The following is a 26,003-nucleotide window of genomic DNA, read 5'->3' on the forward strand; positions in this document are numbered from 1 at the left end:
TCAGATTACATCATCGGGCCCCTACACTCAGGATTCTACCGCCAGTGAACGGTTTCTGAACTTAAGCGACTGGTACAGCCAAATCAGCAGCACCAGCACCACACAGGCCAGCGCGCCCCAGGTAATTTCACTAAAGACATCAATGTATGCATTGATGGAGTAGTTGATAGCGCCCGCAGCGTCAAACGAACCTTGCGAGGTCTGATCGGCGATAACGCCTGCCAGGTAGTTGGCGATGGCGCCGGAAAGCAGCATATAAATGCCGGTTAACACGCCGGTTACACCAGGGATCTCAATACGCGTAATTTGCGACATTGCCACCGGGTCAATAAACAGTTCGGCAAAGCCCATGACCGCCAACCCAAGTACCATCAGCGGCATGGAAGAGTGGCCGTAAGCAGCGGACCAGCGAGCGCTCAAGGTTAGAATACAGAACCCAGCGCTCATTAAGCCGAGGCCAAGGGCAAATTTACCCCAGATACGTACGGTACGATTGCCACTTACGCTTTCTTTGACTACCCACGCCAGTACGATACCGCACAGCATAACGGCAAAAGCGTTAACCGACTGGAACATCGCGGTAGGGACGGAATACCCCAGAATATCGCGGTTAACGAAGCGGTCGATATACAGGCTGATCGAACTGCCACCCTGTTGAGCAAAGGCCCAAAACAACAGGCTGAAGAAGGTCAGCGTGACGATAAGCCCCAGCTCTTTGCGCTGTTTCTGCGTCTGTGCCTGGCGATAAATTTTCGCCAGAACTGCCAGACCAATAACAGTGGCAACAATCAGTGCATAAACGGACCACTCTTTCCAGAACAGCACGGTAATCAGCAGCGGTGTGGTAACTAGCAGAACTAACAGCCAGGCCCAGTTTGGCAGAATAAAGGTTTTAGCACATAGAACGGCCTTGTTGACGCCGGTGGTTTGGGCGAAATGGCGATTACCACATAAGAAAATCACCAGCCCTGCCAGCATGCCGATGGCAGCCAGCGCAAAGCCCATCGCCCAACTGTACTCTTCCTGCACGTATCCGCAGGCAATTGGTGCGATGATCGAACCGATGTTACCGGCGGCGTAGAGCAGAGAGAATCCACCGTCGCGACGCGGGTCTTCAGGTTGATATAACTCGCCCAGCAGGCAACTGATATTTGATTTAAACAGACCGTAACCGCAGACAATTATCGCCAGCGACAAATAGAGGAACGCCGGAGCCATTTCACTGGCACCTAATACCAGATGTCCCACCGCCATTAAAAATGCGCCGATCATCACCGCCATTCGATTGCCGAGCACTTTATCGGCCAGGTATCCCCCGAGAATAGGGGTGACATAGACCAGCGAGCAGTAGGCGCTGAACAGTTCATATGCGTGATTATCGTCGTACTTAAGCTGGTTAGTGAGATACAGGATCAGCAGCGCACGCATGCCGTAAAAACTGAAGTATTCCCAGATTTGTAGCGCGACAACGTAGTATATCGCCCGTGGTTGAGATGCTTGTTTATTCATTATTTTCTCGAAGTAAATGCCTCGCGACTGGCTGAACGTGCTGCGCGAGTGTGTTTCCTTAAAGTTGTAACTTTGATACAGATCTGATTATTTTTGCAATATGCTGTCTGATTGCATAAATATACATGAATTAGATCGCGTAGTGGTAAGCAAATCACGTTCAAAGCGGGTGTGATTGTTTCTTTATGTGTCAGTGAAATGGCTATCGACGAACGCAGGCGGGGACGCTATTTTAACCTAAGCTGTGTTGCTGATTGGGCAGGCAGAAATGATGACTACGAGGACGATGATGAAAAACACCGAACTGGAACAACTGATCAACGACAAACTAAACAGCGCCGCCATTAGCGATTATGCGCCGAATGGTTTGCAGGTTGAGGGCAAAGAGACGGTGCATAAAATCGTGACCGGTGTGACTGCAAGCCAGGCATTGCTGGACGAGGCGGTACGCCAGCAAGCGGATGCGGTTATCGTTCACCACGGTTATTTCTGGAAAGGCGAATCTCCGGTTATTCACGGCATGAAGCGCAATCGTCTGAAAACGCTGTTAGAAAATGATATCAACCTGTATGGCTGGCACTTGCCGCTGGATGCACACCCGGAATTGGGGAATAACGCGCAGTTGGCCGCGCTGTTGGGAATCACCGTGATGGGGGAAATTGAACCGCTGGTGCCATGGGGAGAACTCTCCATGCCGGTACCGGGGCTGGAGCTGGCATCGTGGATTGAAGCGCGTTTAGGCCGTAAACCGTTATGGTGCGGTGATACCGGGCCGGAGAAAGTTCAGCGCGTTGCCTGGTGTACCGGGGGCGGTCAAAGTTTTATTGATAGCGCAGCCCGATTTGGTGTCGACGCCTTTATTACCGGTGAAGTCTCTGAGCAAACCATTCACTCAGCCCGCGAGCAGGGGCTGCATTTTTATGCTGCCGGTCACCATGCGACCGAACGCGGCGGCATTCGCGCATTAAGCGAATGGCTGAATGAAAATTCCGATCTGGACGTAACCTTTATCGATATTCCTAATCCAGCGTAATAAAGAGGGATGAAAGTGCAGCGAGCGCGTTGTTATCTGTTAGGTGAAACGGCGGTGGTTCTCGAACTGGAACCCCCCATCACGCTGGCGACTCAGAAACGCATCTGGCGTCTGGCTCAGCGTTTAGTTGATGCCCCGAATGTGCTTGAAGCTATTCCGGGAATGAACAATATCACGGTTACCCTGCGCGACCCGCAAACACTGGCGCTGGATGCGATTGAACGCCTGCAGCGCTGGTGGGAAGAGAGCGAAGCACTGGAGCCGGATTCACGTTTTATTGAAATACCCGTGATCTATGGCGGTGAGTTTGGCCCCGATCTGGCAGAGGTCGCCCGACACAGCGGATTAAGCGACAAGCAGGTCGTCGAACTTCATGCGTCAGTTGACTATGTGGTGTGGTTTATCGGTTTTCAGCCGGGATTTCCCTATCTCGGGAGCTTACCTGAACAGCTGCATACCCCCAGACGTGCGGAACCGCGTTTGCTTGTTCCGGCAGGTTCTGTCGGTATCGGTGGATCTCAAACGGGGATCTACCCGCTTGCAACACCTGGTGGATGGCAATTGATTGGGCGTACCTCCGTTTCGTTATTTGATCCAAAACGGGAGGAGCCGATTCTGTTACGGGCTGGCGATACCGTGCGTTTTGTCCCGCAGAAGGAGGGGATATGTTAAACATCATCCGCGCTGGCATGTACACCTCAGTACAGGACGGGGGACGCCATAGTTTTCGTCAATCCGGAATTAGTCACTGTGGCGCGCTGGATAAACCGGCGCTGAACGTGGCTAACCTGCTGGTGGGTAATGATGCGAATGCCGCAGCGCTGGAAATCACGCTGGGGCAACTGGTGGTGGAGTTTGAAGCCGATGGCTGGTTTGCCCTGACCGGTGCCGGATGCGAAGCGCATCTGGATCGAACTCCCGTATGGAGCGGATGGCGGTTACCGGTAAAAGCCGGGCAGCGCCTGACGCTAAAACGACCTCTTCATGGTATGCGCAGTTATCTGGCTGTAGCGGGCGGTATTGATGTTCCCGAAGTGATGGGTTCGCGTAGTACCGATCTGAAAGTGGGCATTGGTGGGTTTGAAGGGCGTCTGCTGCGTGATGGCGATCGACTGGCGATTGGCATATCTACCCGGCAATTCAGCGGGCCACAAGGTGTAAAACAACTGATGTGGGGTAATCTGATTCGCGCACTGCCCGGCCCTGAATATCAGGAGTTTGATGAGGTATCGCAGGCCTCTTTCTGGCGCTCGCCGTGGCAGCTTAGCCCGCAAAGTAACCGTATGGGGTATCGTCTTCAGGGGCAACCGCTGACGCGCACGACCGATCGCGAGCTGCTGTCGCATGGTTTGCTCCCCGGCGTGGTGCAGGTTCCGCATAATGGCCAGCCAATCGTGCTGATGAACGATGCTCAGACGACGGGTGGCTATCCCCGCATCGCCTGTATTATCGAGGCAGATATGTATCATCTGGCGCAGATCCCGCTCGGTCAGCCGATTCATTTTGTGCAGTGTTCGCTGGAGGAAGCGCTGAAGGCGCGGTACGACCAGCAGCGTTATCTGGAACAGTTAGCATGGCGACTTAACAATGAAAATTGATCTCAATGCAGACCTCGGTGAGGGATGTGCGAACGATGCAGCGTTGCTGCAATTGGTGTCATCGGCCAACATCGCCTGTGGGTTTCACGCCGGCGATGCGCAAACTATGCTCTCAAGCGTGCGTGATGCGTTAAAAAATGGTGTGGCGGTAGGCGCGCACCCCAGCTTTCCGGATCGGGAAAATTTTGGTCGTAGCGCCATGACCCTGCCTGCACAAACGGTGTATGCACAGACGCTGTATCAAATTGGCGCGCTGGCTGCCATCACGCGGGCAGAAGGCGGCGTGATGCGCCATGTCAAACCGCATGGCATGCTCTATAACCAGGCGGCGAAAGATCCTCAATTGGCTGATGCGATTGCGAAAGCGGTTCATGCCTGTGATCCGTCGCTGGTTCTGGTCGGGCTGGCGGGAAGCGAACTGATTCGCGCTGGAGAACACTATGGCTTGATAACGCGTCAAGAGGTTTTTGCCGATCGGGGTTATCAGGCCGATGGCAGTCTGGTGCCACGTAACCAGCCGGGCGCACTGATTGAGGATGAAGAGCAGGCGCTGGCGCAAACGTTAGAAATGGTGCAATCCGGCAGAGTAAAAAGCCAAAGTGGAACATGGGCAAGCGTGACCGCCCAGACGGTATGCATTCATGGGGATGGCGAGCACGCACTCGCTTTTGCCCGTCGCTTGCGTAGCGCCTTTAATGCATGCAATATTGAAATTGGTGCATAAGATTTACCATACAAAACAACAATATATTACACAACAACATATACGGGAATGAATTATGGGAGAGGTAATTTCTCTCTGGCCATTGACGGGGATCGCCGTCATCGTGGTCGGATTTCTTTTACGTTTTAATCCGGTATTGGTGGTTATTATTGCCGGGATCGTCACGGGACTGGCGGCGCATATGCCGATCGCCACCATCCTCGAGAAGCTGGGTGAAGGTTTTCTTAACACCCGCAACCTGCCGTTTATCCTGCTGATCCCGCTGGCGGTTATTGGCCTGCTGGAACGTCACGGACTCAAAGAGCGTGCTCAGGCGTGGATTGCGAAAATCCGCAGTGCCACCAGTGGCCGTCTGCTTATTGTCTATCTGTTCATTCGCGAAGCGACCGCTGCGTTAGGGTTGACCAGTCTGGGGGGGCATCCGCAGATGGTGCGCCCGCTGCTGGCGCCAATGGCGGAAGGGGCCGCCGAGAAAAATCACGGAGAGATACCCGGCACGGTTCGCTATCGCCTGCGCGCAATGTCAGCGGCGACCGATAACGTCGGGCTGTTTTTCGGTGAAGATATCTTTGTTGCCTTCGGCGCGATCATATTCATGCACAACTTTATGCTGGAGTCTGGAGGGATCCAGACCGAACCTCTGCATATCGCCTTGTGGGGGATCCCAACGGCAATTTGTGCTTTCCTGATCCACGGCACGCGTTTGTGGCGTCTGGATAGCTATTTGCAACGTGAAGTGGCGAAAGCGAATGCCGCAGCGAAAGGGGAAGCGAAATGAATTTTCAACAAAGCTATCTCTACTGGCTGGCAGGTGCGGTATTACTGATTGTGGCGCTGATGTCCTGGCAGGACAAAGCAAACCCGCGCCGTTTCACCACAGGCCTGTTTTGGGGCATATATGGCGTACTGTTTCTGCTTGGTGACTGGACATACTCGCTGTTTGGCGATAAACGCGCAGTGCATATTGCCGTCGGCGTTGCGGTGGTTGTGCTGGCCCTGATCGCGGGTTTTGGTGGTGTGAAGCTGGGAAGCTACCATCAACGCACGCAGCAACAGCGCGAAGAAAGCGCCAGCCGCCTGGGCAACCGCCTGTTTTTCCCGGCATTAGCGATTCCGGTGGTAACGGTCATTGGCGTACTGATGTTCAACCATATTCCGGGCTTACAGGATGCGCTGTTCGGGCCGGGTAATCACGCCACGCTGGTAACGCTCTTTTCAATGACAGCGGGCTCGTTGATTGGTCTGGCGATGGCGATAAAAATGACCCATGAGCGGGTGCATCAACCGATTCAGGAGGCACGCCGTCTGCTGGACTCCATTGGCTGGGCGTTCATTCTGCCGCAGATTCTGGCTACGCTTGGGCTGCTGTTTACAGCGGCGGGTGTCGGTAGCGGCATTTCATACCTGACGCAGGAATATCTGGCGGTGGATAGTCGCTTTATCGCGGTGGCGGTGTACACCATCGGCATGGCATTGCTGACCATGGTTATGGGTAATGCGTTTGCTGCTTTCCCGATCGTGACCGCTGGGATTGGTATTCCAATCCTCGTACTGCAACACGGCGGCAACCCAGCGGTAATGGCGGCGATTGGTATGTTCTCCGGCTATTGCGGGACGCTGATGACGCCGATGGCGGCGAACTTTAATATTGTTCCCGCAGCGTTGCTGGAGCTACCGGACAAAAATGCGGTGATTAAAGCGCAGGTGCCAACCGGCATACTGCTGCTGCTGGTCAACGTGTTCCTGATGTATTTCCTGATGTTCCTGTAAGGAGGAAGGATGAAAACAGTACTCATCACGGGATTTGAACCCTTTGGCGGCGAGTCAGTTAACCCTTCCTGGGAAGTGGTCTCGAGCCTCGACAATGCTATTATCGGCGGATGCCGCGTAATAGCCCGCCAACTACCGTGTGTCTTTGGCGAGTCTCTCGCCGTACTCAACGCCGCGATTGACGCGTTGTCGCCATCACTGGTGTTGGCGGTGGGGCAGGCGGGTGGTCGCACGGATATTACCGTGGAACGCGTGGCAATTAACGTTGACGATGCGCGTATTGCGGATAACCAGGGGCAACAGCCGGTCGATGTGCCGATTGTGGTCGATGGCCCGGCGGCATGGTTTAGTTCGTTGCCGATTAAAGCGATGGTTGTCGCCATGCGCAACGCGGGAATTCCGGCCTCGGTTTCCCAGACTGCGGGTACTTTCGTGTGTAACCACGTGATGTATGGCCTGCTGCATAAACTACGCGACGTACCGGCGGTGAAGGGCGGCTTTATTCATATCCCTTATTTGCCGCAACAGGCTGCACAGCATCCCGGGGCGCCAAGTATGGCGACAGAAACGGTGCGCCGTGCGCTGGAGATTGCGATTGCCACCGCCTTGCAGGTGGAAAGCGATATCGCAGTGACGGGCGGCGCAACACATTAACAAAGGACAGTATTATGCCTGAAGGCCCGGAGATCCGCCGCGCGGCGGATAACCTGGAGGCGGCAGTCAAAGGCAAACCCCTGACGGATGTCTGGTTTGCCTTTGAGCAGTTAAAACCGTATCAATCTCAACTGATTGGGCAACGTGTTACCCAGCTTGAAACGCGGGGGAAAGCATTACTGACCCATTTTTCTAATGGCCTGACGCTGTACAGTCACAATCAGCTCTATGGCGTGTGGCGAGTGGTGGATACAGGCAAAATTCCGCAAACTTCGCGGGTACTGCGCGTCAGGCTGCAGACACACGACAAAACTATCCTGCTCTATAGCGCGTCTGATATCGAAATGCTGACGCCAGAACAGCTCTCCACCCATCCGTTCCTGCAACGGGTAGGGCCGGATGTACTGGATTTACGTTTAACGCCCGATGAGGTTAAAGCGCGTCTGTTATCTCCGCGTTTTCGCAATCGCCAGTTTTCTGGTCTGCTACTGGACCAGGCGTTTCTGGCGGGATTAGGTAACTACCTGCGGGTAGAGATCCTTTGGCAGGTTGGGTTGACCGGGCAGCATAAAGCGTCGCAGCTTAGTGATGAGCAACTGGATCAACTGGCACATGCGCTGCTTGATATTCCGCGGCTGTCTTATACTACCCGCGGCCTGGTCGATGAGAATAAACATCACGGTGCGTTGTTTCGCTTTAAGGTCTTTCATCGGGACGGCGAAACCTGTGAGCGTTGTGGTGGAATAATCGAGAAAACGATGCTCTCTTCGCGCCCCTTTTACTGGTGCCCGGGTTGTCAGCACTAAGCGGGTTGTTTTGGTGCGTGCACCGAAATAAACCGCGCGACTGCGGGGCCAGTTAACAAAATGCTGAACAGTCGCAGGGTTTGCATCGCCATGATGAGCGCCATATCAGCGTGGCTTCCTGCGGCGATCACCGCAACAGAATCCACTCCTCCAGGACTGGTTGCCAGATAGGCAGTGAGAAAATCGATCTGCATGTAATGCGCCAGTCCCCAGGCCATGGCTGCGCAGATCGCCATCAGTGAAAAAATGGACAACAGAATCTGTGGCAGTGGTCGTAACGCCATCAAAAAGATCTGCTTGTCAAAGCCAAGACCGATTTGCCAGCCAATTGACATATAGGCTATTGCCAGTAGCCATTCCGGCAGTTCAATCACCATCACTCCGCTTGCATTCAGCATGGCACCCACCAGCATTGGCAATAGCATAACGCCAGAGGGAATACGCAGTAGGCGCCCAGCCGTGCCGGCAACGGCGGCCAGCATCAGAGTGCTGAAAAGATTGCCGCTTAGCGGCGGAAACCAGATGATTTGTTCACTGACCGTTTGGGCCTGGTCGCCCATCACCAGCCGGGTGACCAGCGCTGCCGCGCCGACCACCAACAGTACGCGCAGATACTGCATAAACGCCACCAGCCGGATGTCGGCGCCATAATCCTGGGCCATTGCGACCATTGCAGCTGCACCGCCTGGTGACGAGCCCCACGCACCAGTATTTCCCGGTAGATTACTATAGCGAACCAGCAGCCAGCCGATTATCGCGCTGCTGATAAGGGTAGCCAGCAGGATAACAATCACCATCGGCCAGTGGGCTGCAAGGGTTGTGAAGATTGAACCGGTCAGATTTTGGGCAATCATGCAGCCGAGAATCGCCTGTGCGCCAAGAAATGTGCAACGAGGAGGATGCAGCGAGATGCCGCGCATACTGAAGATGATGCCGACGATCATCGAACCGAGCAGCAAGGGGCCTGGAAGATGGATAAACAGAAAGAGCAGGGAAAGAAGGAGCGATAGCACAAACAACAGGCTCCACTGCAAAACAGGCATCCCATGCTCCTGAGTAAAATGTGAGAAATCTCAGTAAATCATAGAGAAAGCACGATAAGAATAAAATAATTTGGATCAAATAAAAACAGGCCGGACACAGGCATCACTGCTTTATCCGACCTGAGAGCGTTTATAATTTTAAGCCGGACAAGCGCTAGCGCCATCCGGCAGACAATTAACGCTTAATAGCAGACTTAAAATCGCGCTTGTCGTAGCCGGTGTACAGCTGACGCGGACGCGCGATTTTCATGCCGTCGGTGTGCATTTCGTTCCAGTGTGCAATCCAGCCAACGGTACGTGCCATGGCGAAGATCACGGTGAACATGGAGGACGGAATACCCATCGCTTTCAGGATGATGCCGGAGTAGAAGTCTACGTTCGGGTAGAGTTTCTTCTCAATGAAGTACGGGTCGTTGAGCGCAATGTGCTCAAGTTCCATCGCCACTTCCAGCAGATCATCTTTGGTACCCAGTTCTTTCAGCACTTCGTGGCAGGTTTCACGCATGACGGTAGCGCGCGGGTCATAGTTTTTATAAACACGGTGACCAAAGCCCATCAGGCGGAAGGAATCATTCTTGTCTTTCGCGCGGCGAACAAATTCCGGAATGTGTTTAACAGAGCTGATTTCTTCCAGCATTTTCAGCGCAGCTTCGTTTGCGCCGCCGTGTGCCGGTCCCCACAGGGAAGCAATACCTGCCGCGATGCAGGCAAACGGGTTAGCGCCAGAAGAGCCCGCGGTACGTACGGTAGAGGTTGAGGCGTTCTGTTCGTGGTCAGCGTGCAGGATTAAGATACGGTCCATTGCGCGTTCCAGAATCGGATTCACTTCGTATTTTTCGCACGGCGTAGAGAACATCATGTTCAGGAAGTTACCGGCGTAGGAGAGATCGTTACGTGGGTACACGAACGGCTGCCCGATGGAATATTTGTAGCACATCGCTGCCATGGTTGGCATTTTGGACAGCAGGCGGAAGGCGGCGATTTCACGGTGACGCGCGTTGTTTACATCCAGCGAGTCATGATAGAACGCTGCCAGCGCTCCGGTTACACCGCACATAACGGCCATCGGGTGAGAGTCGCGGCGGAAACCGTGGAACAGACGGGTGATCTGCTCGTGGATCATGGTATGGCGAGTGACTGTGGTTTTGAACTCGTCGTACTCTTCCTGCGTCGGTTTTTCGCCGTACAGCAGGATATAACACACTTCCAGATAGTTGGACTCGGTCGCCAGTTGGTCAATCGGGAAGCCGCGATGCAGCAAAACACCTTCGTCACCGTCGATGAAAGTAATTTTGGATTCGCAGGATGCGGTAGAGGTGAAACCTGGGTCAAAAGTAAACATCCCTTTTGAGCCAAGGCTACGAATATCAATAACATCTTGACCGAGCGTACCTTTCAGCACATCCAGTTCAATAGCAGCGTCACCATTTAGAGTGAGTTTTGCTTTAGTATCAGCCATTTACGGTCTCCTTAGCGCCTTATTGCTTAAGACTGCCGGAACTTAAATTTGCCTTCGTGCATCAATAAACCGTTACCAGTTTGTTATTTGGCTCGCCGCTCTGCGAAAGAGGGGATGACCTGGGTACAGAGCTATGGGCGCTTGCAGGTAAAACGGTCTTTTCATGGCGAATAAACTGCAAATCAAGAACTTAGCAATCCGAATTATTTAACCTGTCTATCACTAATAACTGTCCTGAAGGTATTGGTCAATACTTCCACACTGTTACATAACTAAATCTCCGGTGAAAGAGTGACCCCATAACTTTTACGCATTATATGCTTTTTCTGGTGTCGTTTGTAACAACTTTGTTTAATGATTGTCAAATCAGATGATTAAAAATTAAAATAATGTTGTTATCGTGACCTATGTCACTGTTCGGGATAAAACCCGACAAACTATATGTAGGTTAATTGTAATGATTTTGTGAACGTCCTATACTGCCGCCAGGTCTCCGGAATACCCTGCAATCCCGAGCCAACCAGCGTTGTAACGTGTCGTTTTAGCATCTGGAAGCAGTGTTTTATATGACGCGTAGTTATAGTAAGGACGCTGTCTGACCCGCACGCAGACCGGAGGAAGGAAATCCCGTCGTCTTTCAGGCTACAGGTGTCTTCATCTTCTGTACCCGAAGTCTAAAGGGAATAATAAGAACAGCATGTGGGCGTTATTCATGATAAGAAATGTGAAAAAACAAAGACCTGTCAATCTGGATCTGCAAACGATCCGGTTCCCAATCACGGCGATAGCGTCCATTCTCCATCGCGTATCCGGAGTGATCACCTTTGTGGCGGTCGGGATTCTGTTGTGGTTATTGGGTACCAGCCTTTCCTCCCCTGAAGGTTTCCTCACCGCGTCATCCATTATGAATAACTTCTTTGTGGAGTTAATTCTGTGGGGGATCCTGATTGCGCTGGCATATCACGCCGTAATGGGCATTCGCCATCTGTTGATGGATTTTGGCTATATCGAAGAAACCCTCGAAGCAGGGACACGCTCCGCCAAAATTTGTTTCGTTATCATTGTCGTGCTTTCACTTCTCGCAGGAGTCCTCGTATGGTAAGCAACGCCTCCGCATTAGGACGCAACGGCGTACATGACTTCATTCTGGTCCGTGCTACCGCTATCGTTCTGACGTTATACATCATCTATATGGTCGGTTTCTTCGCCACCAGCGGCGAGCTGACGTATGAAGTCTGGACCGGTTTCTTCTCATCGGCATTCACCAAAGTCTTCACCCTGCTGGCACTTTTCTCCATCTTGATTCATGCCTGGATCGGCATGTGGCAGGTGTTGACCGACTACGTTAAACCTCTGGCTGTGCGCCTGATTCTGCAACTGGCTATCGTCGTTGCGCTGGTGGTTTACGTCATTTATGGATTTGTTGTGGTGTGGGGTGTGTAATGAAACTGCCAGTCAGAGAATTTGATGCTGTTGTGATTGGTGCCGGCGGCGCAGGTATGCGCGCGGCGCTGCAAATTTCCCAGAGCGGTCAGACCTGTGCGCTGCTCTCCAAAGTGTTCCCAACCCGTTCCCATACCGTATCCGCGCAGGGTGGCATCACCGTTGCGCTCGGTAATACCCATGAAGATAACTGGGAATGGCACATGTACGACACCGTTAAAGGGTCGGACTACATTGGTGACCAGGACGCTATTGAATATATGTGTAAAACCGGTCCGGAAGCGATTCTGGAGCTGGACCACATGGGGCTGCCGTTCTCTCGCCTCGACAATGGCACAATTTATCAACGTCCGTTTGGCGGCCAGTCGAAGAACTTCGGCGGCGAGCAGGCGGCACGTACTGCGGCAGCGGCCGACCGTACCGGTCATGCACTATTGCACACGCTGTATCAGCAGAACCTGAAAAACCATACCACCATCTTCTCCGAGTGGTATGCGCTGGACCTGGTGAAAAACGCCGATGGCGCAGTTGTCGGTTGTACCGCGTTGTGTATCGAAACCGGTGAAGTGGTTTACTTCAAAGCCCGCGCGACCGTGCTGGCGACCGGTGGTGCTGGCCGTATTTATCAGTCCACCACTAATGCCCACATCAATACCGGTGACGGTGTTGGTATGGCTATCCGCGCTGGCGTGCCAGTGCAGGATATGGAGATGTGGCAGTTCCACCCAACCGGTATCGCCGGTGCAGGCGTTCTGGTAACAGAAGGCTGCCGTGGTGAAGGTGGCTACCTGCTGAACAAACACGGCGAGCGCTTTATGGAGCGTTATGCCCCGAATGCGAAAGACCTGGCGGGTCGTGACGTGGTGGCGCGTTCCATTATGATCGAAATCCGCGAAGGTCGCGGCTGCGACGGCCCGTGGGGTCCGCACGCCAAACTGAAACTCGACCACCTGGGTAAAGAAGTGCTGGAATCCCGTCTGCCGGGTATTCTCGAACTGTCCCGTACCTTTGCTCACGTTGACCCGGTCAAAGAGCCGATTCCGGTTATCCCAACCTGCCACTATATGATGGGCGGTATTCCGACCAAAGTAACTGGCCAGGCGCTGACCGTGAATGAGCAGGGCGAAGATGTGGTGATCCCTGGGCTGTTTGCCGTCGGCGAAATCGCCTGCGTATCGGTTCACGGCGCCAACCGTCTGGGCGGTAACTCGCTGCTGGACCTGGTCGTATTTGGTCGTGCGGTTGGTCTGCATCTGCAGGAGTCCATCGCTGAGCAGGGTGACCTGCTGGATGCGACCGAAGATGAAATCGACGCTTCTCTGGCGCGTCTGAACCGCTGGAACGGTAACCGTAACGGTGAAGACCCGGTGGCGATTCGCAAAGCGCTGCAAGAATGTATGCAGCATAACTTCTCGGTATTCCGCGAAGGCGATGCGATGGCGAAAGGTCTGGAAGAGCTGAAAGCGATCCGCGAACGCCTGAAAAATGCCCGTCTGGACGATACCTCCAGCGAGTTCAACACACAGCGCGTTGAGTGTCTGGAGTTGGATAACCTGATGGAGACCGCGTACGCCACTGCAGTATCTGCAAACTTCCGTACCGAAAGCCGTGGCGCGCATAGCCGCTTCGACTTCCCGGAACGTGATGATGAAAACTGGCTGTGCCATTCCCTGTACCTGCCAGAGTCGGAATCCATGACGCGACGTCAAGTCAATATGGAACCGAAGCTGCGCCCGGCATTCCCGCCGAAGATTCGTACTTATTAATGCGGAGACAGGACAATGAAACTCGAGTTTTCAGTTTATCGCTATAACCCGGATGTTGACGACGCTCCGCGCATGCAGGATTACACCCTGGAGGCGGAAGAAGGGCGCGACATGATGCTGCTGGATGCATTGATGCAGCTGAAAGAAAAAGATCCGTCGCTGTCGTTTCGTCGCTCCTGCCGTGAAGGGGTTTGTGGCTCCGACGGTCTGAACATGAACGGCAAAAATGGACTGGCCTGTATCACTCCTATTTCTGCGCTGAATCAGCCGGGCAAAAAAATTGTCATTCGCCCGCTGCCGGGTTTACCGGTTGTGCGCGATTTGGTGGTAGACATGGGGCAATTCTACGCACAGTATGAGAAGATTAAGCCTTACTTGTTGAATAATGGGAAAAATCCGCCAGCTCGTGAGCATTTACAAATGCCAGAGCAGCGTGAGAAGCTCGATGGGCTGTATGAATGTATTTTGTGTGCATGCTGCTCAACGTCCTGCCCATCATTCTGGTGGAACCCGGACAAATTTATTGGCCCGGCAGGCCTGCTGGCAGCATATCGCTTCTTAATTGATAGCCGCGATACCGAGACCGACAGCCGCCTGGAAGGTTTAAGTGACGCTTTCAGCGTATTCCGCTGCCATAGCATCATGAACTGCGTCAGCGTATGTCCGAAAGGACTGAACCCGACGCGCGCCATCGGCCATATTAAGTCGATGCTGCTCAAACGTAGTGCGTAAGTAGTTGTAGTGGTTGCCGGATGGCGACGTAGCGTCTTATCCGGCCTACGGGTTATGTACCTTGTAGGTCTGATAGGCGAAGCGCCATCAGGCAATGGTTGCCGGATGCGACGTAGCGTCTTATCCGGCCTACGGGTTACGTACCTTGTAGGCCTGATTAGCGAAGCGCCATCAGGCAATTTAAGTGCAGGAAACCTCTAAAAACTGCCACATTATTAGACAGTTTTTAAAGGTTCCTTAGCGGACGCAGATGACACGACAGTCCGCAACAAGTGAACCCCGGCACGCACATCGGTGTGCGTGGTAGTATCCACGGCGAAGTAAGCATACAAATGCTTAAGGGATCACGATGCAGAACAGCGCTTTGAAAGCCTGGTTGGACTCTTCTTACCTCTCTGGTTCTAACCAGAGCTGGATAGAACAGCTCTATGAAGACTTCTTAACCGACCCTGACTCGGTAGATGCTAACTGGCGTTCGACGTTCCAGCAGTTACCTGGTACCGGAGTCAAACCGGATCAACTTCACTCAAAAACACGTGATTATTTCCGTCGACAGGCGTTGATTACCCCACGTTACTCTTCTTCTATTTCCGACCCTGATGCCAATGTGAAGCAGGTTAAAGTCCTGCAGCTCATTAACGCCTATCGTTTCCGCGGTCATCAGCATGCGAATCTTGATCCGCTGGGACTGTGGCAGCAAGAAAATGTGGCCGATCTGGACCCGTCTTTCCACGATCTGACCGATGCGGATTTCCAGGAAAGCTTTAACGTAGGTTCTTTTGCCGGCGGCAAAGACACGATGAAGCTGAGCGACCTGGTTGTTGCGCTGAAACAAACCTACTGCGGCCCAATTGGCGCCGAGTATATGCACATCACCAGCACCGAAGAAAAACGTTGGCTTCAGCAGCGTATCGAGTCTGGCCGTGCCGCATTCAGTAGCGAAGAGAAGAAACGTTTTCTCAGTGAACTGACCGCAGCAGAAGGTCTGGAACGCTACCTGGGCGCTAAGTTCCCGGGCGCGAAACGCTTCTCGCTGGAAGGCGGCGATGCGTTAATCCCAATGCTCAAAGAGATGATCCGCCACGCCGGTAACAGCGGTACCCGTGAAGTGGTACTGGGCATGGCGCACCGTGGTCGTCTGAACGTTCTGGTTAACGTACTGGGCAAACGCCCGCAGGAACTGTTCGACGAATTTGCGGGCAAACATAAAGAACACCTCGGCACCGGTGACGTGAAGTACCACATGGGCTTCTCGTCAGATATCGAAACCGAAGGCGGTCTGGTGCACCTGGCGCTGGCGTTTAACCCGTCGCACCTGGAAATCGTTAGCCCGGTGGTTATCGGTTCCGTACGTGCGCGTCTGGATCGTCTGGACGAGCCGAGCAGCAATAAAGTCCTGCCAATCACCATTCACGGTGATGCGGCAGTTACCGGGCAGGGCGTGGTTCAGGAAACCCTGAACATGTCGAAAGCGCGTGGTTACGAAGTGGGCGGTACCGTTCGCATCGTTATCAACAACCAGGTGGGCTTCACTACGTCTAACCCGCTGGATGCGCGTTCTACACCGTACTGTACCGACATCGGTAAGATGGTTCAGGCGCCGATTTTCCACGTGAACGCGGATGACCCGGAAGCGGTCGCTTTCGTGACCCGCCTGGCGCTGGATTTCCGTAATACCTTTAAACGCGATGTCTTTATCGATCTGGTGTGCTACCGCCGTCACGGCCACAACGAAGCCGACGAGCCGAGCGCAACCCAGCCGCTGATGTATCAGAAAATCAAAAAGCATCCGACCCCACGCAAAATCTACGCTGATAAGCTGGAAGCGGACAAGGTCGCCACGCTGGAAGATGCGACCGAGATGGTCAATCTGTACCGTGACGCGCTGGATGCTGGCGAATGCGTAGTGAAAGAGTGGCGTCCAATGAACATGCACTCCTTCACCTGGTCGCCGTACCTCAACCACGAATGGGATGAAAACTACCCGAACAAAGTTGAGATGAAGCGTCTGCAGGAGCTGGCAAAACGCATCAGCACCGTACCTGAAGCGGTTGAAATGCAATCGCGTGTTGCCAAGATTTACGGCGACCGCCAGGCCATGGCCGCAGGCGAGAAGCTGTTTGACTGGGGTGGTGCAGAGAATCTGGCTTACGCCACGCTGGTTGACGAAGGCATTCCGGTCCGTCTGTCGGGTGAAGACTCCGGTCGCGGAACCTTCTTCCACCGTCACGCGGTGATTCATAACCAGGCGAACGGTTCAACCTACACTCCGCTGCAGCATGTGCATAACGGACAGGGCACCTTCCGCGTATGGGACTCCGTACTGTCTGAAGAAGCCGTGCTGGCGTTCGAGTACGGTTATGCCACAGCAGAACCGCGCACGCTAACCATCTGGGAAGCACAGTTCGGTGACTTCGCTAACGGTGCACAGGTCGTTATCGACCAGTTCATCTCTTCCGGCGAGCAGAAATGGGGCCGTATGTGCGGTCTGGTTATGCTGCTGCCGCACGGCTATGAAGGTCAGGGTCCGGAGCACTCCTCCGCGCGTCTGGAACGTTATCTGCAACTTTGCGCTGAGCAAAACATGCAGGTTTGCGTCCCGTCTACCCCGGCGCAGGTTTACCACATGCTGCGTCGTCAGGCGCTGCGCGGTATGCGTCGTCCGCTGGTGGTGATGTCACCGAAGTCGCTGCTGCGTCATCCGCTGGCGGTGTCTACGCTGGACGAACTGGCAAATGGTACTTTCCTGCCAGCCATTGGCGAAGTAGATGAACTTGATCCTAAAGGCGTGAAGCGTGTCGTGATGTGTTCTGGTAAGGTTTATTACGACCTGCTGGAGCAACGCCGCAAGAACGACCAAAAAGATGTCGCCATTGTGCGCATCGAACAGCTCTATCCGTTCCCGCATAAAGCGGTGCAGGAAGCGCTGAAACCATTTGCTCACGTACATGATTTTGTCTGGTGCCAGGAAGAGCCGCTCAACCAGGGCGCATGGTACTGCAGCCAGCATCATTTCCGTGAAGTAATTCCATTTGGGTCAGCTCTGCGTTATGCAGGTCGCCCGGCCTCTGCCTCTCCGGCAGTAGGGTATATGTCCGTTCACCAGAAGCAGCAACAAGATCTGGTAAATGACGCGCTGAACGTCGATTAAATAAAGGATAAATAATGAGTAGCGTAGATATTCTTGTTCCCGACCTGCCTGAATCCGTAGCGGATGCAACGGTTGCAACCTGGCACAAAAAACCGGGCGATGCAGTACGTCGTGATGAAGTACTGGTAGAAATCGAAACTGACAAAGTGGTACTGGAAGTACCGGCATCAGCGGACGGTATTCTTGATGCGGTTCTGGAAGATGAAGGGACAACCGTCACTTCTCGCCAGATCCTCGGTCGCCTGCGTGAAGGCAACAGCACCGGTAAAGAAACCAGTGCTAAGTCTGAAGAGAAAGATTCTACTCCGGCACAGCGCCAGCAGGCGTCTCTTGCTGAGCAGAACAACGATGCCCTGAGCCCGGCGATCCGTCGCCTGCTGGGTGAGCATAACCTCGAAGCCAGCGCTATCAACGGCACCGGTGTCGGCGGTCGTATCACCCGTGAAGATGTTGAAAAACATCTGGCGAAAGCTCCGGCTGCGAAAGCCGAAGCAAAAGCGCCGGCTGCAGCACCTGCACCGCAGGCTCAACTGGGCGCGCGTGGCGAAAAACGTGTTCCGATGACCCGTCTGCGCAAACGCGTAGCCGAGCGTCTGCTGGAAGCGAAAAATTCTACCGCCATGCTGACCACGTTCAACGAAGTCAACATGAAGCCAATCATGGACCTGCGTAAGCAATACGGTGATGCGTTCGAGAAACGCCACGGTATCCGTCTGGGCTTTATGTCTTTCTACGTGAAAGCGGTTGTTGAAGCGCTGAAACGCTATCCGGAAGTGAACGCGTCCATCGACGGCGATGACGTGGTTTACCACAACTACTTTGATGTCAGCATGGCGGTCTCCACGCCGCGTGGCCTGGTCACGCCGGTCCTGCGTGATGTGGATCTGCTGGGTATGGCTGACATTGAGAAGAATATTAAAGAACTGGCAGTTAAAGGTCGCGACGGCAAGTTGACGGTCGAAGATCTGACGGGTGGTAACTTCACCATCACTAACGGTGGTGTGTTCGGTTCCCTGATGTCCACGCCGATCATCAACCCACCGCAGAGCGCCATCCTGGGTATGCATGCCATCAAAGATCGTCCGATGGCGGTAGACGGCAAGGTTGAAATCCTGCCGATGATGTATCTGGCGCTGTCTTATGACCACCGTCTGATCGATGGTCGTGAGTCAGTAGGCTTCCTGGTAACCATTAAAGAGTTGCTGGAAGATCCAACGCGTCTGCTGCTGGACGTGTAGTTAATAAGAGTATCACCTGCCCCGTAGGTCTGGACGCTTATCAGACCTACGGGTAAAAGATAACGATTACCTGAAGGATGGACAGAACACATGAACTTACATGAATATCAGGCAAAACAACTTTTTGCCCGCTATGGCTTACCGGCACCGGTGGGTTATGCCTGTACTACTCCGCGTGAAGCCGAAGAAGCTGCATCTAAAATCGGCGCTGGCCCGTGGGTAGTGAAATGTCAGGTTCACGCTGGTGGCCGTGGTAAAGCGGGCGGTGTGAAGGTGGTAAACAGCAAAGAAGACATTCGCGCTTTTGCTGAACACTGGCTGGGTAAACGTCTGGTCACTTACCAGACAGACGCTCATGGCCAACCGGTAAATCAGATTCTGGTTGAAGCCGCGACCGACATTGGTAAAGAACTTTACCTCGGCGCAGTTGTTGACCGTAGCTCCCGTCGCGTGGTCTTCATGGCCTCTACCGAAGGCGGCGTGGAAATCGAAAAAGTAGCGGAAGAAACCCCGCACCTGATCCACAAAGTGGCGCTCGATCCGCTGGCAGGCCCGATGCCTTACCAGGGTCGTGAGCTGGCGTTCAAACTGGGTCTGGAAGGTAAACAGGTTCAGCAGTTCACCAAGATCTTCATGGGTCTGGCGACAATCTTCCTGGAGCGCGATCTGGCGCTGATCGAAATCAACCCACTGGTGGTGACCAAGCAGGGTGACCTGATCTGCCTCGACGGCAAACTGGGCGCTGACGGCAACGCACTGTTCCGCCAGGCTGACCTGCGCGAAATGCGCGACCAGTCTCAGGAAGATCCGCGTGAAGCGCAGGCTGCACAGTGGGAACTGAACTACGTCGCACTGGACGGCAACATCGGTTGTATGGTTAACGGTGCGGGCCTGGCAATGGGCACCATGGACATCGTTAAGCTGCACGGCGGCGAACCGGCTAACTTCCTCGACGTTGGCGGCGGTGCGACCAAAGAGCGTGTAACCGAAGCGTTCAAAATTATCCTCTCTGATGACAATGTTAAAGCCGTACTGGTTAACATCTTCGGCGGTATCGTACGTTGCGACCTGATCGCTGACGGTATCATCGGCGCGGTAGCAGAAGTAGGTGTAAATGTTCCGGTCGTGGTACGACTGGAAGGTAACAACGCTGAACTCGGCGCGAAAAAACTGGCTGATAGCGGCCTGAATATTATTGCAGCGAAAAGTCTGACGGATGCAGCTCAGCAGGTTGTTGCCGCAGTGGAGGGGAAATAATGTCAGTTTTAATTAATAAAGATACCAAGGTTATCTGCCAGGGCTTCACCGGTAGCCAGGGGACATTCCACTCCGAACAAGCGATCGCCTACGGTACGCAAATGGTCGGTGGCGTTACGCCGGGCAAAGGCGGCACCACGCATCTGGGTCTGCCAGTGTTCAACACCGTACGTGAAGCGGTAGAAGCGACCGGCGCAACCGCCACCGTTATCTATGTTCCGGCACCGTTCTGCAAAGATTCCATTCTGGAAGCAATCGATGCAGGCATCAAGCTTATCATCACCATCACCGAAGGTATCCCAACGCTGGATATGCTGACCGTGAAAGTGAAGCTGGATGAAGCTGGCGTACGCATGATCGGCCCGAACTGCCCAGGCGTTATCACTCCGGGTGAATGTAAAATCGGTATCATGCCGGGCCACATTCACAAGCCGGGTAAAGTGGGTATCGTTTCCCGTTCAGGTACCCTGACCTATGAAGCGGTTAAGCAGACCACCGACTATGGTTTCGGCCAGTCTACCTGTGTGGGTATCGGTGGCGACCCGATCCCTGGCTCTAACTTCATCGACATCCTGAAGCTGTTCCAGGAAGATCCGCAGACTGAAGCGATCGTCATGATCGGTGAGATCGGCGGTAGCGCGGAAGAAGAAGCGGCTGCTTACATCAAAGATCATGTAACCAAGCCGGTTGTAGGTTACATCGCGGGCGTGACTGCGCCGAAAGGTAAGCGTATGGGTCACGCGGGTGCGATTATCGCGGGTGGTAAAGGTACAGCGGATGAGAAATTCGCTGCGCTGGAAGCCGCAGGCGTGAAAACTGTTCGTAGCCTGGCCGATATCGGCGAAGCGCTGAAAACCGTTATTAAGTAAGAAATAAAAAAACAGCCCTGACTCTCTGCATAGTCAAGGGCTGGTCCCGTTTCGACATGGTTGGCCATCTGATGATGGCCTTTTTTTTGCCGGGAATTTAGCGTTCAGCCAGCGTTTTCAACCAGCGAATTCCGCTTTCCGGTGAGGTCATTACCGGCACCGGCGGGGAAGGGAGCTGTTGTAAAACGCGCGCCATCGAAGCCTGTGCCAGCATCACGACATCCGCCTGGGTAAAGGCGCTCTGTAACCCTTCACTGACGATACGGTCATGGGTATCCATATTTCCCGCCAGCAGCGCGTGGAATGCCTCCTCCATTAATACAGGCGTAATGGTTCGCGATTTACCGCTTTGCTGAACTTTACGCTGGACGTAATCCAGCGTTGGCTTCAGCGTGGTTGCCACGGTTGCTAACACGGCGATCCGTTCGCCTTTTTCAATCGCCTCTTCCACCATCGCGCAGTCAATGCGCGCGAGCTGGAGTGGAGTCATAAACTGGCATTGCTCCACCGCAGTACCAATTGAAGAACAGGCGGTAATAAAGATATCGCAGTCCGCCTTTTCAGCAATATGCACATAGTCGGCGATGCGGGCGGCAATATTTGGTGATACGCCTCCGGCTTTCATCACCTGTTTAATCATCGACTCCTCGACCAGATGCATCACTTCCACTTCCGGCATAATGTCGGCGATCAGCTGTTGCATCATTGCAAGGGTGGCTGCACTGGTATGCAGCATGGCGACCTTTTTCATTGGGCAATCTCCTTAAGTAATATTTCTGCGACGGACAGCGCCGCATCATGATCTTCCTGCGCGGATAAACCGCCCACCGCGACGGCTCCAAGGCATTTCCCCTGGTGCAGAATCGGGATCCCGCCCGGCAGCGCCGTAAAACGCGGATCGGCAAAATAGCTAATATCCAGCTGCTCTTTTTGCAGACGCTGTAAAAATGCCTGCGTGGTGCAGCCCAGGCGGCTGCTGGTGCGCGCTTTACGCTGGGTTAACTCGATGGTTAACAGTTTGGCGTTATCCATCCGCGCAAAGCTAAGCAGTTCTCCATTGGCATCGCATACGGCCACGCTTAACGGGCGATTTGCATAACGTGTTTCGGCGAGTTCGAGCGCACAGGTTACGGCGCGCAGGGCCTGTCCCAGAGTGAGAGTTGTCATCGTGATTATCCTTTCGACAGATTTTCGCAAGCAGGTTGAACGGGATCTTTGGCTGCTGTTACCTGCGCCTGTCTGGCGTCTTTTTTGCGCCAGTAGTTGGCGAGCAGCGAGCCGCTAACGTTACCCAGCGGTGTCATCACCGCTGATGCGAGTCCAACCGTTGCCAGTTTGCCCATCGCGGCGGCAAGCCCTGACGCCATACCGCCGTTTTGCAGGCCGACTTCAAAGGCCACGGTACGGGCAGACTGCACGTCCATGCGGAAGATCCAGCGGCTCATCAGATAACCAATCAGGAAGCCGCCGAGGTTATGCATCAACATGGCGAAGCAGAGCAGGAAACCGACCTGCACCAGGTTGTCGCGCCCGGCTGCGGCGGCGGTGGTGGTAAAGAAAATGATCCCCATCATTGAGATGGTTGGCATGACCTTCTTCACGCCCGCCACGCGGCCATACAGCCAGTTGTAGAACAATGCCCAAACGAGGCCGCCTGCTACGAAGTTGAGGACCACCGCGTACATCTGCGCTTCGGCGCTGGCATGACCAAACAGCGCGTCCCAGCCGCCGGCAATCATATACAGCAGCCAAATTGCGCCGATCCCGGCCAGCATCTGGACAACACGGCGTCCGCGCACGCCTGCATAGGATTTCAGATAGTCATGCAGAATTGCTGCTCCGATGGGAATTAATACGATTTTCACCACGTCCATCACCATCGCGGTGAGCTGGATATCGATCATCGAACCCGCCAGCAGATTAACCCACAGTGGCGTCATTACCGTTGCCGCCAGCGTTGAGACTGCGGCGATTGACACCGCCAGCGCGAGGTTGGCGTTGGCGATGTAAACCATCACCGTCGACGAGAGACCGCTGGGGCAAGCGCCAATCAACAAAATGCCCACCGCCACTTCAGGCGGAAAATCAAAGATCAGGGTAATGCTCAGGCCGAGCAGGGGCATGATCACGAAATGGCAGAAGGTACCGATAAAAACTGCCCACGGCATTTTGGCGACATCAATAAAATCCTGGATCGTTAGCTTGGTGCCCATGCTGAACATGGTGGCCTGAATCACAAGGAACACGATCCATTTATGGGTGATATTGAAACCGCCCCAGACGATCAGATCCGTAGACCAGGTCATGGCGGCAACAAAGCCGGCGATGATCCACAGCGTAAACTGATAGCTGCGTAAACTAGGCCAGTAGCCTGCACCGGCGGCGAATCCGACGGTGAACATCACCAGCCCCGGCTGCCACAGCGCCGTGGACTGGATGAGCGCGCCGATAATCGCCAGCGCCACGCCCGCAACGCTGACGCCGAGTCCGGTTTTGTGAATAACAGTGGTCATAGTCATGTTGAAATGTCCTTGCTGTTGTTATTGCTGCCGGGGTGGAATAGATAACATGCGCCGCGCAATTTCCGGCGTAGCAACTTTTTTATCCATACTGCGAATGAGCGTAGCGAGTTTGGCGACCTGCTGATAATTATGCTGAGCTTTTTCTTCGGCGCTTAAATAATAACTATCTTCATAGCCGATTCGCACTTCACTGGCACCCATAGCGACCGCGGCAGCGATAATATCGAAATTCCTTCTGCCAAAATGAGTAATTCCCCATAAGGCGTCGCGTGGGATCATGCTACGCAGAGCAATTAATGCATCAACGGTTGCAGGCGTACTGCCGCGGTGACCGAGAACAATATTAAAGAGCATAGGTTTTTGAAATTTTATTTTATCTTCAAGGTTCAGGATGTTATTAATCATGCCGATTTCAAAAACTTCAAACTCTGGAATAATATTGCGTTCAGTTATTTGCCGTGAACAATATTCCACGTCCGGACCGGGATTAAAATACACCGCATCACCGAGGTTAACGGAACCGACGTTCAGCGAGGCCATCTCCACGCCGGGGCAGGCCAGTGGCGCGCAGCGCTCGGCGATGGACATCGAAGAGACGCCGCCGGTAGAAGCCTGAATAATCAGGTTTGAATGGCGCATAACGCGGTCAATGGTTGCCTGAAAGTCGGTAGTATCTGGCGTCAGGCGTCCCTGTTTATCGCGAACGTGTAAATGGACGATGGACGCGCCATGTTCTACGCTGGCGAGTATTTCCTGCGCCAGTTCTTCGGGTATAACTCTGGGGCAATCTGCGGCAACGGGTGCCAGCGAAATAATAACAGTATCCGACATTTTTTCCTCCGGTACAGAGATATTAAAATTATAGGTAAGGCGTTATCCAGCGTAATGATTCCGGCCCTGATGTTGATGGTTGATATTCACAGCCAATCCAGTCCTGGTAATTCATTTTTCTTATAAAATTAAATAGCCATGCTTCATTTAACTCCCCGGTTCCCGGTTCATGGCGATAAGGAACAGAAGCGATTTGAAAATGTTTAATAAGGGTAAAATAGCGTTCGATATTTTTCGCCACGTTGCCATGAGTTTTCTGACAGTGGTAAATATCAAACTGTAAGCCGATATTCTTCTTACCAACCTCGTGAATGATAGATTCAGCCAGCGGGAAACTGTCAATAAAATAACCGGGCATATCCTGCGAATTTAATGGTTCAATCAGTACATCGATTTCCGCGTCTGCCATCACATCGCAGGCGATGCGCAGTCGATTCGTCAGGAGGTCGCGCTGGGCGTGCAGCGTCAGGTGATTGCAGCGCAAGCCGGACATAACGTGAACCCGGCGACAACCCAGTGCGGTGGCGTAATCTCGCGCCACGTTCAGGCTGTGATGAAATTCCTGGTCTCGACCGGGCAATGCTGCGAGTCCCCGTTCACCCTGTGCCCAGTTGCCAGCCGGGGCGTTCATTAGCACCACCGGCAGAGAAGTTTCCCGCTGAGCGGCCCGCAAATGCTCCAGCGGGTGCTGCCAGAGAAACAGCCCTTCTACGCCGCGAAAACCGGCTGCTTTTGCCGCCTGAAATCGACCCGCTATCGGTAAATCAGTAAATAACCAGTCGAGGTTAGCCGCTAACTTCAGCATGGCGTGCACCCTCCCGGCCATCAACCAGATGCAGCTTAACGCCCTGGCTGACAATAGTCTGCTGCGCATTTTCCGGTAACCGGTTATCAGAAATAATGTCGGTTAACTGCTCCAGCCCACAGATGTGGAACATGCCGTATTTGCCAAATTTACTGCTGTCACAGACCAGCACCCGACGCCGGGAGACGGTAAGCACCGCTTCTTTGACCGAGGCTTTCCCTTCACTCGGCGTCGACATGCCGCGCTCGGTATCCCACGACGATGAACTGAGAAACGCCACATCAATATTAATGGTGCGCAGAAAACTGGCGGCGCTTTTTCCAAGACATGAGCGGTTACGCTGATCCACCAGACCGCCGGTGTGATAGAGCGTAATGTGTGGCATATCCATCAGATAGTGGCTGATGGAAAAATCGTTGGTGACGACCGTCAGATTGAAACAGTGGCTGGCGGCCACTGCTTTCGCCACTTCAAACAACGACGTTCCGGCATCCAGATACAGCGTTTGTCCGGGCTCAATGAGCATTGCGGCGAGCTGGCCCATCTTACGCTTCACGTCATGATTCAACTCGGCTTTTTCCCGCCACGGCAGTTCGGATTTCAGCAGGTTATTGAGCTTTACGCCGCCGTTAATGGCAATAACTTTGCCTTCTTCTTCCAGCAACTGAATGTCGCGACGCACGGTCATATGCGACACGCTCATCAGATCTGCCAGTTCATTAAATGAGGCGGCATTCTTTTCGTGCACATAGCGGTAGATAAAATCACGTCGTTGCTCGGGGATCATCATGTC

The 26,003-nt window shown here is 53.6% G+C and carries 25 protein-coding genes and 1 pseudogene; 16 read left to right on the top strand and 10 right to left on the bottom strand.

The genetic code is table 11. The features are described 5' to 3' along the window. Window positions 1-27 precede the first annotated feature (27 nt). Window positions 28-1,509, bottom strand: a complete 1,482-nt coding sequence (dtpD, locus tag BZK40_RS10745) for a dipeptide permease DtpD (protein WP_079934617.1) — start codon at window positions 1,507-1,509, stop codon at window positions 28-30. 289 nt (window positions 1,510-1,798) lie between these two features. Here dtpD and ybgI point away from each other — a divergent pair, with 289 nt between their 5' ends. Genes ybgI through nei form a run of 8 tightly spaced genes read left to right on the top strand, consistent with a single transcriptional unit; the run spans window position 1,799 to window position 8,094 of the window. Beyond that, a complete protein-coding gene (ybgI, locus tag BZK40_RS10750; RefSeq protein ID WP_079934676.1) occupies window positions 1,799-2,542 on the top strand; it encodes a radiation resistance protein YbgI in 744 nt (247 codons plus the stop codon). Window positions 2,543-2,557: 15 nt separating this feature from the next. Continuing rightward, window positions 2,558-3,214, top strand: coding sequence for a 5-oxoprolinase subunit PxpB (gene pxpB / locus BZK40_RS10755; protein WP_079934677.1), 657 nt, complete (start codon window positions 2,558-2,560; stop codon window positions 3,212-3,214). Further along, on the top strand, window positions 3,208-4,140 hold the full coding sequence (pxpC, locus tag BZK40_RS10760; protein WP_057067723.1) for a 5-oxoprolinase subunit PxpC: 933 nt from the start codon (window positions 3,208-3,210) through the stop codon (window positions 4,138-4,140). The genes pxpB and pxpC overlap by 7 nt, the downstream gene beginning before the upstream one ends. Beyond that, on the top strand, window positions 4,130-4,864 hold the full coding sequence (gene pxpA / locus BZK40_RS10765) for a 5-oxoprolinase subunit PxpA (protein WP_008784130.1): 735 nt from the start codon (window positions 4,130-4,132) through the stop codon (window positions 4,862-4,864). The genes pxpC and pxpA overlap by 11 nt, the downstream gene beginning before the upstream one ends. Window positions 4,865-4,919: 55 nt before the next feature. Then, window positions 4,920-5,642, top strand: coding sequence for a DUF969 domain-containing protein (locus BZK40_RS10770; RefSeq protein WP_079934618.1), 723 nt, complete (start codon window positions 4,920-4,922; stop codon window positions 5,640-5,642). After that, window positions 5,639-6,634 carry a DUF979 domain-containing protein gene (locus BZK40_RS10775; protein ID WP_032942722.1) on the top strand — a complete coding sequence of 332 codons (996 nt, stop codon included), beginning with the start codon at window positions 5,639-5,641 and terminating at the stop codon, window positions 6,632-6,634. Before BZK40_RS10770 ends, BZK40_RS10775 begins: the two co-directional genes overlap by 4 nt. Before the next feature lie 9 nt (window positions 6,635-6,643). Then, entirely contained in the window at window positions 6,644-7,288 is a 645-nt protein-coding gene (gene pcp, locus BZK40_RS10780) for a pyroglutamyl-peptidase I (protein WP_008784132.1), read from the top strand. Between the two features lie 14 nt (window positions 7,289-7,302). Next, a complete protein-coding gene (gene nei, locus BZK40_RS10785; protein ID WP_060682568.1) occupies window positions 7,303-8,094 on the top strand; it encodes an endonuclease VIII in 792 nt (263 codons plus the stop codon). On the opposite strand, the gene BZK40_RS10790 is transcribed toward nei, so the two are convergent. The 3 genes and pseudogenes from BZK40_RS10790 to BZK40_RS24695 form a co-directional block, all read right to left on the bottom strand. Next, complete coding sequence (locus tag BZK40_RS10790; protein ID WP_008784134.1) at window positions 8,091-9,137, bottom strand: AbrB family transcriptional regulator; 1,047 nt, start codon at window positions 9,135-9,137, stop codon at window positions 8,091-8,093. The two genes, nei and BZK40_RS10790, sit on opposite strands and share 4 nt — an antisense overlap. A gap of 175 nt (window positions 9,138-9,312) precedes the next feature. Continuing rightward, window positions 9,313-10,596, bottom strand: coding sequence for a citrate synthase (locus BZK40_RS10795; protein WP_060682567.1), 1,284 nt, complete (start codon window positions 10,594-10,596; stop codon window positions 9,313-9,315). A 203-nt stretch (window positions 10,597-10,799) separates the two neighbouring features. Further along, window positions 10,800-10,910 (bottom strand): annotated as a pseudogene (locus tag BZK40_RS24695) (hypothetical protein). A 383-nt stretch (window positions 10,911-11,293) separates the two neighbouring features. Between BZK40_RS24695 and sdhC the strand changes: the two are divergent. The 8 genes from sdhC (at window position 11,294) to sucD (ending at window position 21,052) form a co-directional block, all read left to right on the top strand. Next, entirely contained in the window at window positions 11,294-11,698 is a 405-nt protein-coding gene (gene sdhC / locus BZK40_RS10800; RefSeq protein WP_003831406.1) for a succinate dehydrogenase cytochrome b556 subunit, read from the top strand. Beyond that, a complete protein-coding gene (sdhD, locus tag BZK40_RS10805; protein WP_003831408.1) occupies window positions 11,692-12,039 on the top strand; it encodes a succinate dehydrogenase membrane anchor subunit in 348 nt (115 codons plus the stop codon). Before sdhC ends, sdhD begins: the two co-directional genes overlap by 7 nt. Further along, the gene (gene sdhA / locus BZK40_RS10810) at window positions 12,039-13,805 is read left to right on the top strand and encodes a succinate dehydrogenase flavoprotein subunit (protein WP_003831409.1); all 1,767 of its coding nucleotides are present in this window, start codon (window positions 12,039-12,041) and stop codon (window positions 13,803-13,805) included. The genes sdhD and sdhA overlap by 1 nt, the downstream gene beginning before the upstream one ends. A 15-nt stretch (window positions 13,806-13,820) precedes the next feature. Next, window positions 13,821-14,537: a succinate dehydrogenase iron-sulfur subunit SdhB gene (sdhB, locus tag BZK40_RS10815; RefSeq protein WP_003022921.1), complete on the top strand. Its 717-nt coding sequence runs from the start codon at window positions 13,821-13,823 to the stop codon at window positions 14,535-14,537. Between the two features lie 349 nt (window positions 14,538-14,886). Next, entirely contained in the window at window positions 14,887-17,688 is a 2,802-nt protein-coding gene (gene sucA, locus BZK40_RS10820) for a 2-oxoglutarate dehydrogenase E1 component (RefSeq protein WP_003831411.1), read from the top strand. Window positions 17,689-17,702: 14 nt separating this feature from the next. Further along, window positions 17,703-18,926 (top strand): 2-oxoglutarate dehydrogenase complex dihydrolipoyllysine-residue succinyltransferase, encoded by a 1,224-nt coding sequence (odhB, locus tag BZK40_RS10825; RefSeq protein ID WP_003022925.1) that lies wholly within the window; start codon window positions 17,703-17,705, stop codon window positions 18,924-18,926. Window positions 18,927-19,016: 90 nt separating this feature from the next. Further along, window positions 19,017-20,183 (top strand): ADP-forming succinate--CoA ligase subunit beta, encoded by a 1,167-nt coding sequence (gene sucC, locus BZK40_RS10830; protein WP_003022927.1) that lies wholly within the window; start codon window positions 19,017-19,019, stop codon window positions 20,181-20,183. Then, window positions 20,183-21,052: a succinate--CoA ligase subunit alpha gene (gene sucD / locus BZK40_RS10835; protein WP_003022929.1), complete on the top strand. Its 870-nt coding sequence runs from the start codon at window positions 20,183-20,185 to the stop codon at window positions 21,050-21,052. The genes sucC and sucD overlap by 1 nt, the downstream gene beginning before the upstream one ends. 97 nt (window positions 21,053-21,149) lie before the next feature. Here sucD and BZK40_RS10840 read toward each other — a convergent pair whose 3' ends face one another. From BZK40_RS10840 to BZK40_RS10865, 6 genes are read right to left on the bottom strand one after another with little or no spacing between them, the layout of a single operon-like run. Then, on the bottom strand, window positions 21,150-21,803 hold the full coding sequence (locus BZK40_RS10840) for an aspartate/glutamate racemase family protein (protein WP_079934619.1): 654 nt from the start codon (window positions 21,801-21,803) through the stop codon (window positions 21,150-21,152). Next, a complete protein-coding gene (locus BZK40_RS10845; protein WP_060682564.1) occupies window positions 21,800-22,219 on the bottom strand; it encodes a GlcG/HbpS family heme-binding protein in 420 nt (139 codons plus the stop codon). The genes BZK40_RS10840 and BZK40_RS10845 overlap by 4 nt, the downstream gene beginning before the upstream one ends. 5 nt (window positions 22,220-22,224) lie before the next feature. Next, window positions 22,225-23,571 (bottom strand): bile acid:sodium symporter family protein, encoded by a 1,347-nt coding sequence (locus BZK40_RS10850; protein ID WP_079934620.1) that lies wholly within the window; start codon window positions 23,569-23,571, stop codon window positions 22,225-22,227. 21 nt (window positions 23,572-23,592) lie between these two features. Next, window positions 23,593-24,405, bottom strand: coding sequence for a beta-keto acid cleavage family enzyme (locus BZK40_RS10855; RefSeq protein WP_008784143.1), 813 nt, complete (start codon window positions 24,403-24,405; stop codon window positions 23,593-23,595). Window positions 24,406-24,433: 28 nt separating this feature from the next. Continuing rightward, window positions 24,434-25,210 (bottom strand): hydroxypyruvate isomerase family protein, encoded by a 777-nt coding sequence (locus BZK40_RS10860; protein ID WP_079934621.1) that lies wholly within the window; start codon window positions 25,208-25,210, stop codon window positions 24,434-24,436. Beyond that, window positions 25,191-26,000, bottom strand: a complete 810-nt coding sequence (locus BZK40_RS10865; RefSeq protein WP_008784145.1) for a DeoR/GlpR family DNA-binding transcription regulator — start codon at window positions 25,998-26,000, stop codon at window positions 25,191-25,193. Before BZK40_RS10865 ends, BZK40_RS10860 begins: the two co-directional genes overlap by 20 nt. Window positions 26,001-26,003: the final 3 nt, after the last annotated feature.

The sequence above is a fragment of the Citrobacter portucalensis genome (assembly GCF_002042885.1).
Lineage (GTDB): Bacteria > Pseudomonadota > Gammaproteobacteria > Enterobacterales > Enterobacteriaceae > Citrobacter > Citrobacter portucalensis.

Coding starts and splice junctions, on each gene's coding strand:
- dtpD (WP_079934617.1), bottom strand. CDS start 1,509: ATGAATAAACAAGCATCTCAACCACGGGCGATATACTACGTTGTCGCG.
- ybgI (WP_079934676.1), top strand. CDS start 1,799: ATGAAAAACACCGAACTGGAACAACTGATCAACGACAAACTAAACAGC.
- pxpC (WP_057067723.1), top strand. CDS start 3,208: ATGTTAAACATCATCCGCGCTGGCATGTACACCTCAGTACAGGACGGG.
- pxpA (WP_008784130.1), top strand. CDS start 4,130: ATGAAAATTGATCTCAATGCAGACCTCGGTGAGGGATGTGCGAACGAT.
- BZK40_RS10770 (WP_079934618.1), top strand. CDS start 4,920: ATGGGAGAGGTAATTTCTCTCTGGCCATTGACGGGGATCGCCGTCATC.
- BZK40_RS10775 (WP_032942722.1), top strand. CDS start 5,639: ATGAATTTTCAACAAAGCTATCTCTACTGGCTGGCAGGTGCGGTATTA.
- pcp (WP_008784132.1), top strand. CDS start 6,644: ATGAAAACAGTACTCATCACGGGATTTGAACCCTTTGGCGGCGAGTCA.
- nei (WP_060682568.1), top strand. CDS start 7,303: ATGCCTGAAGGCCCGGAGATCCGCCGCGCGGCGGATAACCTGGAGGCG.
- BZK40_RS10790 (WP_008784134.1), bottom strand. CDS start 9,137: ATGCCTGTTTTGCAGTGGAGCCTGTTGTTTGTGCTATCGCTCCTTCTT.
- BZK40_RS10795 (WP_060682567.1), bottom strand. CDS start 10,596: ATGGCTGATACTAAAGCAAAACTCACTCTAAATGGTGACGCTGCTATT.
- sdhC (WP_003831406.1), top strand. CDS start 11,294: ATGTGGGCGTTATTCATGATAAGAAATGTGAAAAAACAAAGACCTGTC.
- sdhD (WP_003831408.1), top strand. CDS start 11,692: ATGGTAAGCAACGCCTCCGCATTAGGACGCAACGGCGTACATGACTTC.
- sdhA (WP_003831409.1), top strand. CDS start 12,039: ATGAAACTGCCAGTCAGAGAATTTGATGCTGTTGTGATTGGTGCCGGC.
- sdhB (WP_003022921.1), top strand. CDS start 13,821: ATGAAACTCGAGTTTTCAGTTTATCGCTATAACCCGGATGTTGACGAC.
- sucA (WP_003831411.1), top strand. CDS start 14,887: ATGCAGAACAGCGCTTTGAAAGCCTGGTTGGACTCTTCTTACCTCTCT.
- odhB (WP_003022925.1), top strand. CDS start 17,703: ATGAGTAGCGTAGATATTCTTGTTCCCGACCTGCCTGAATCCGTAGCG.
- sucC (WP_003022927.1), top strand. CDS start 19,017: ATGAACTTACATGAATATCAGGCAAAACAACTTTTTGCCCGCTATGGC.
- sucD (WP_003022929.1), top strand. CDS start 20,183: ATGTCAGTTTTAATTAATAAAGATACCAAGGTTATCTGCCAGGGCTTC.
- BZK40_RS10840 (WP_079934619.1), bottom strand. CDS start 21,803: ATGAAAAAGGTCGCCATGCTGCATACCAGTGCAGCCACCCTTGCAATG.
- BZK40_RS10845 (WP_060682564.1), bottom strand. CDS start 22,219: ATGACAACTCTCACTCTGGGACAGGCCCTGCGCGCCGTAACCTGTGCG.
- BZK40_RS10850 (WP_079934620.1), bottom strand. CDS start 23,571: ATGACTATGACCACTGTTATTCACAAAACCGGACTCGGCGTCAGCGTT.
- BZK40_RS10855 (WP_008784143.1), bottom strand. CDS start 24,405: ATGTCGGATACTGTTATTATTTCGCTGGCACCCGTTGCCGCAGATTGC.
- BZK40_RS10860 (WP_079934621.1), bottom strand. CDS start 25,210: ATGCTGAAGTTAGCGGCTAACCTCGACTGGTTATTTACTGATTTACCG.
- BZK40_RS10865 (WP_008784145.1), bottom strand. CDS start 26,000: ATGATGATCCCCGAGCAACGACGTGATTTTATCTACCGCTATGTGCAC.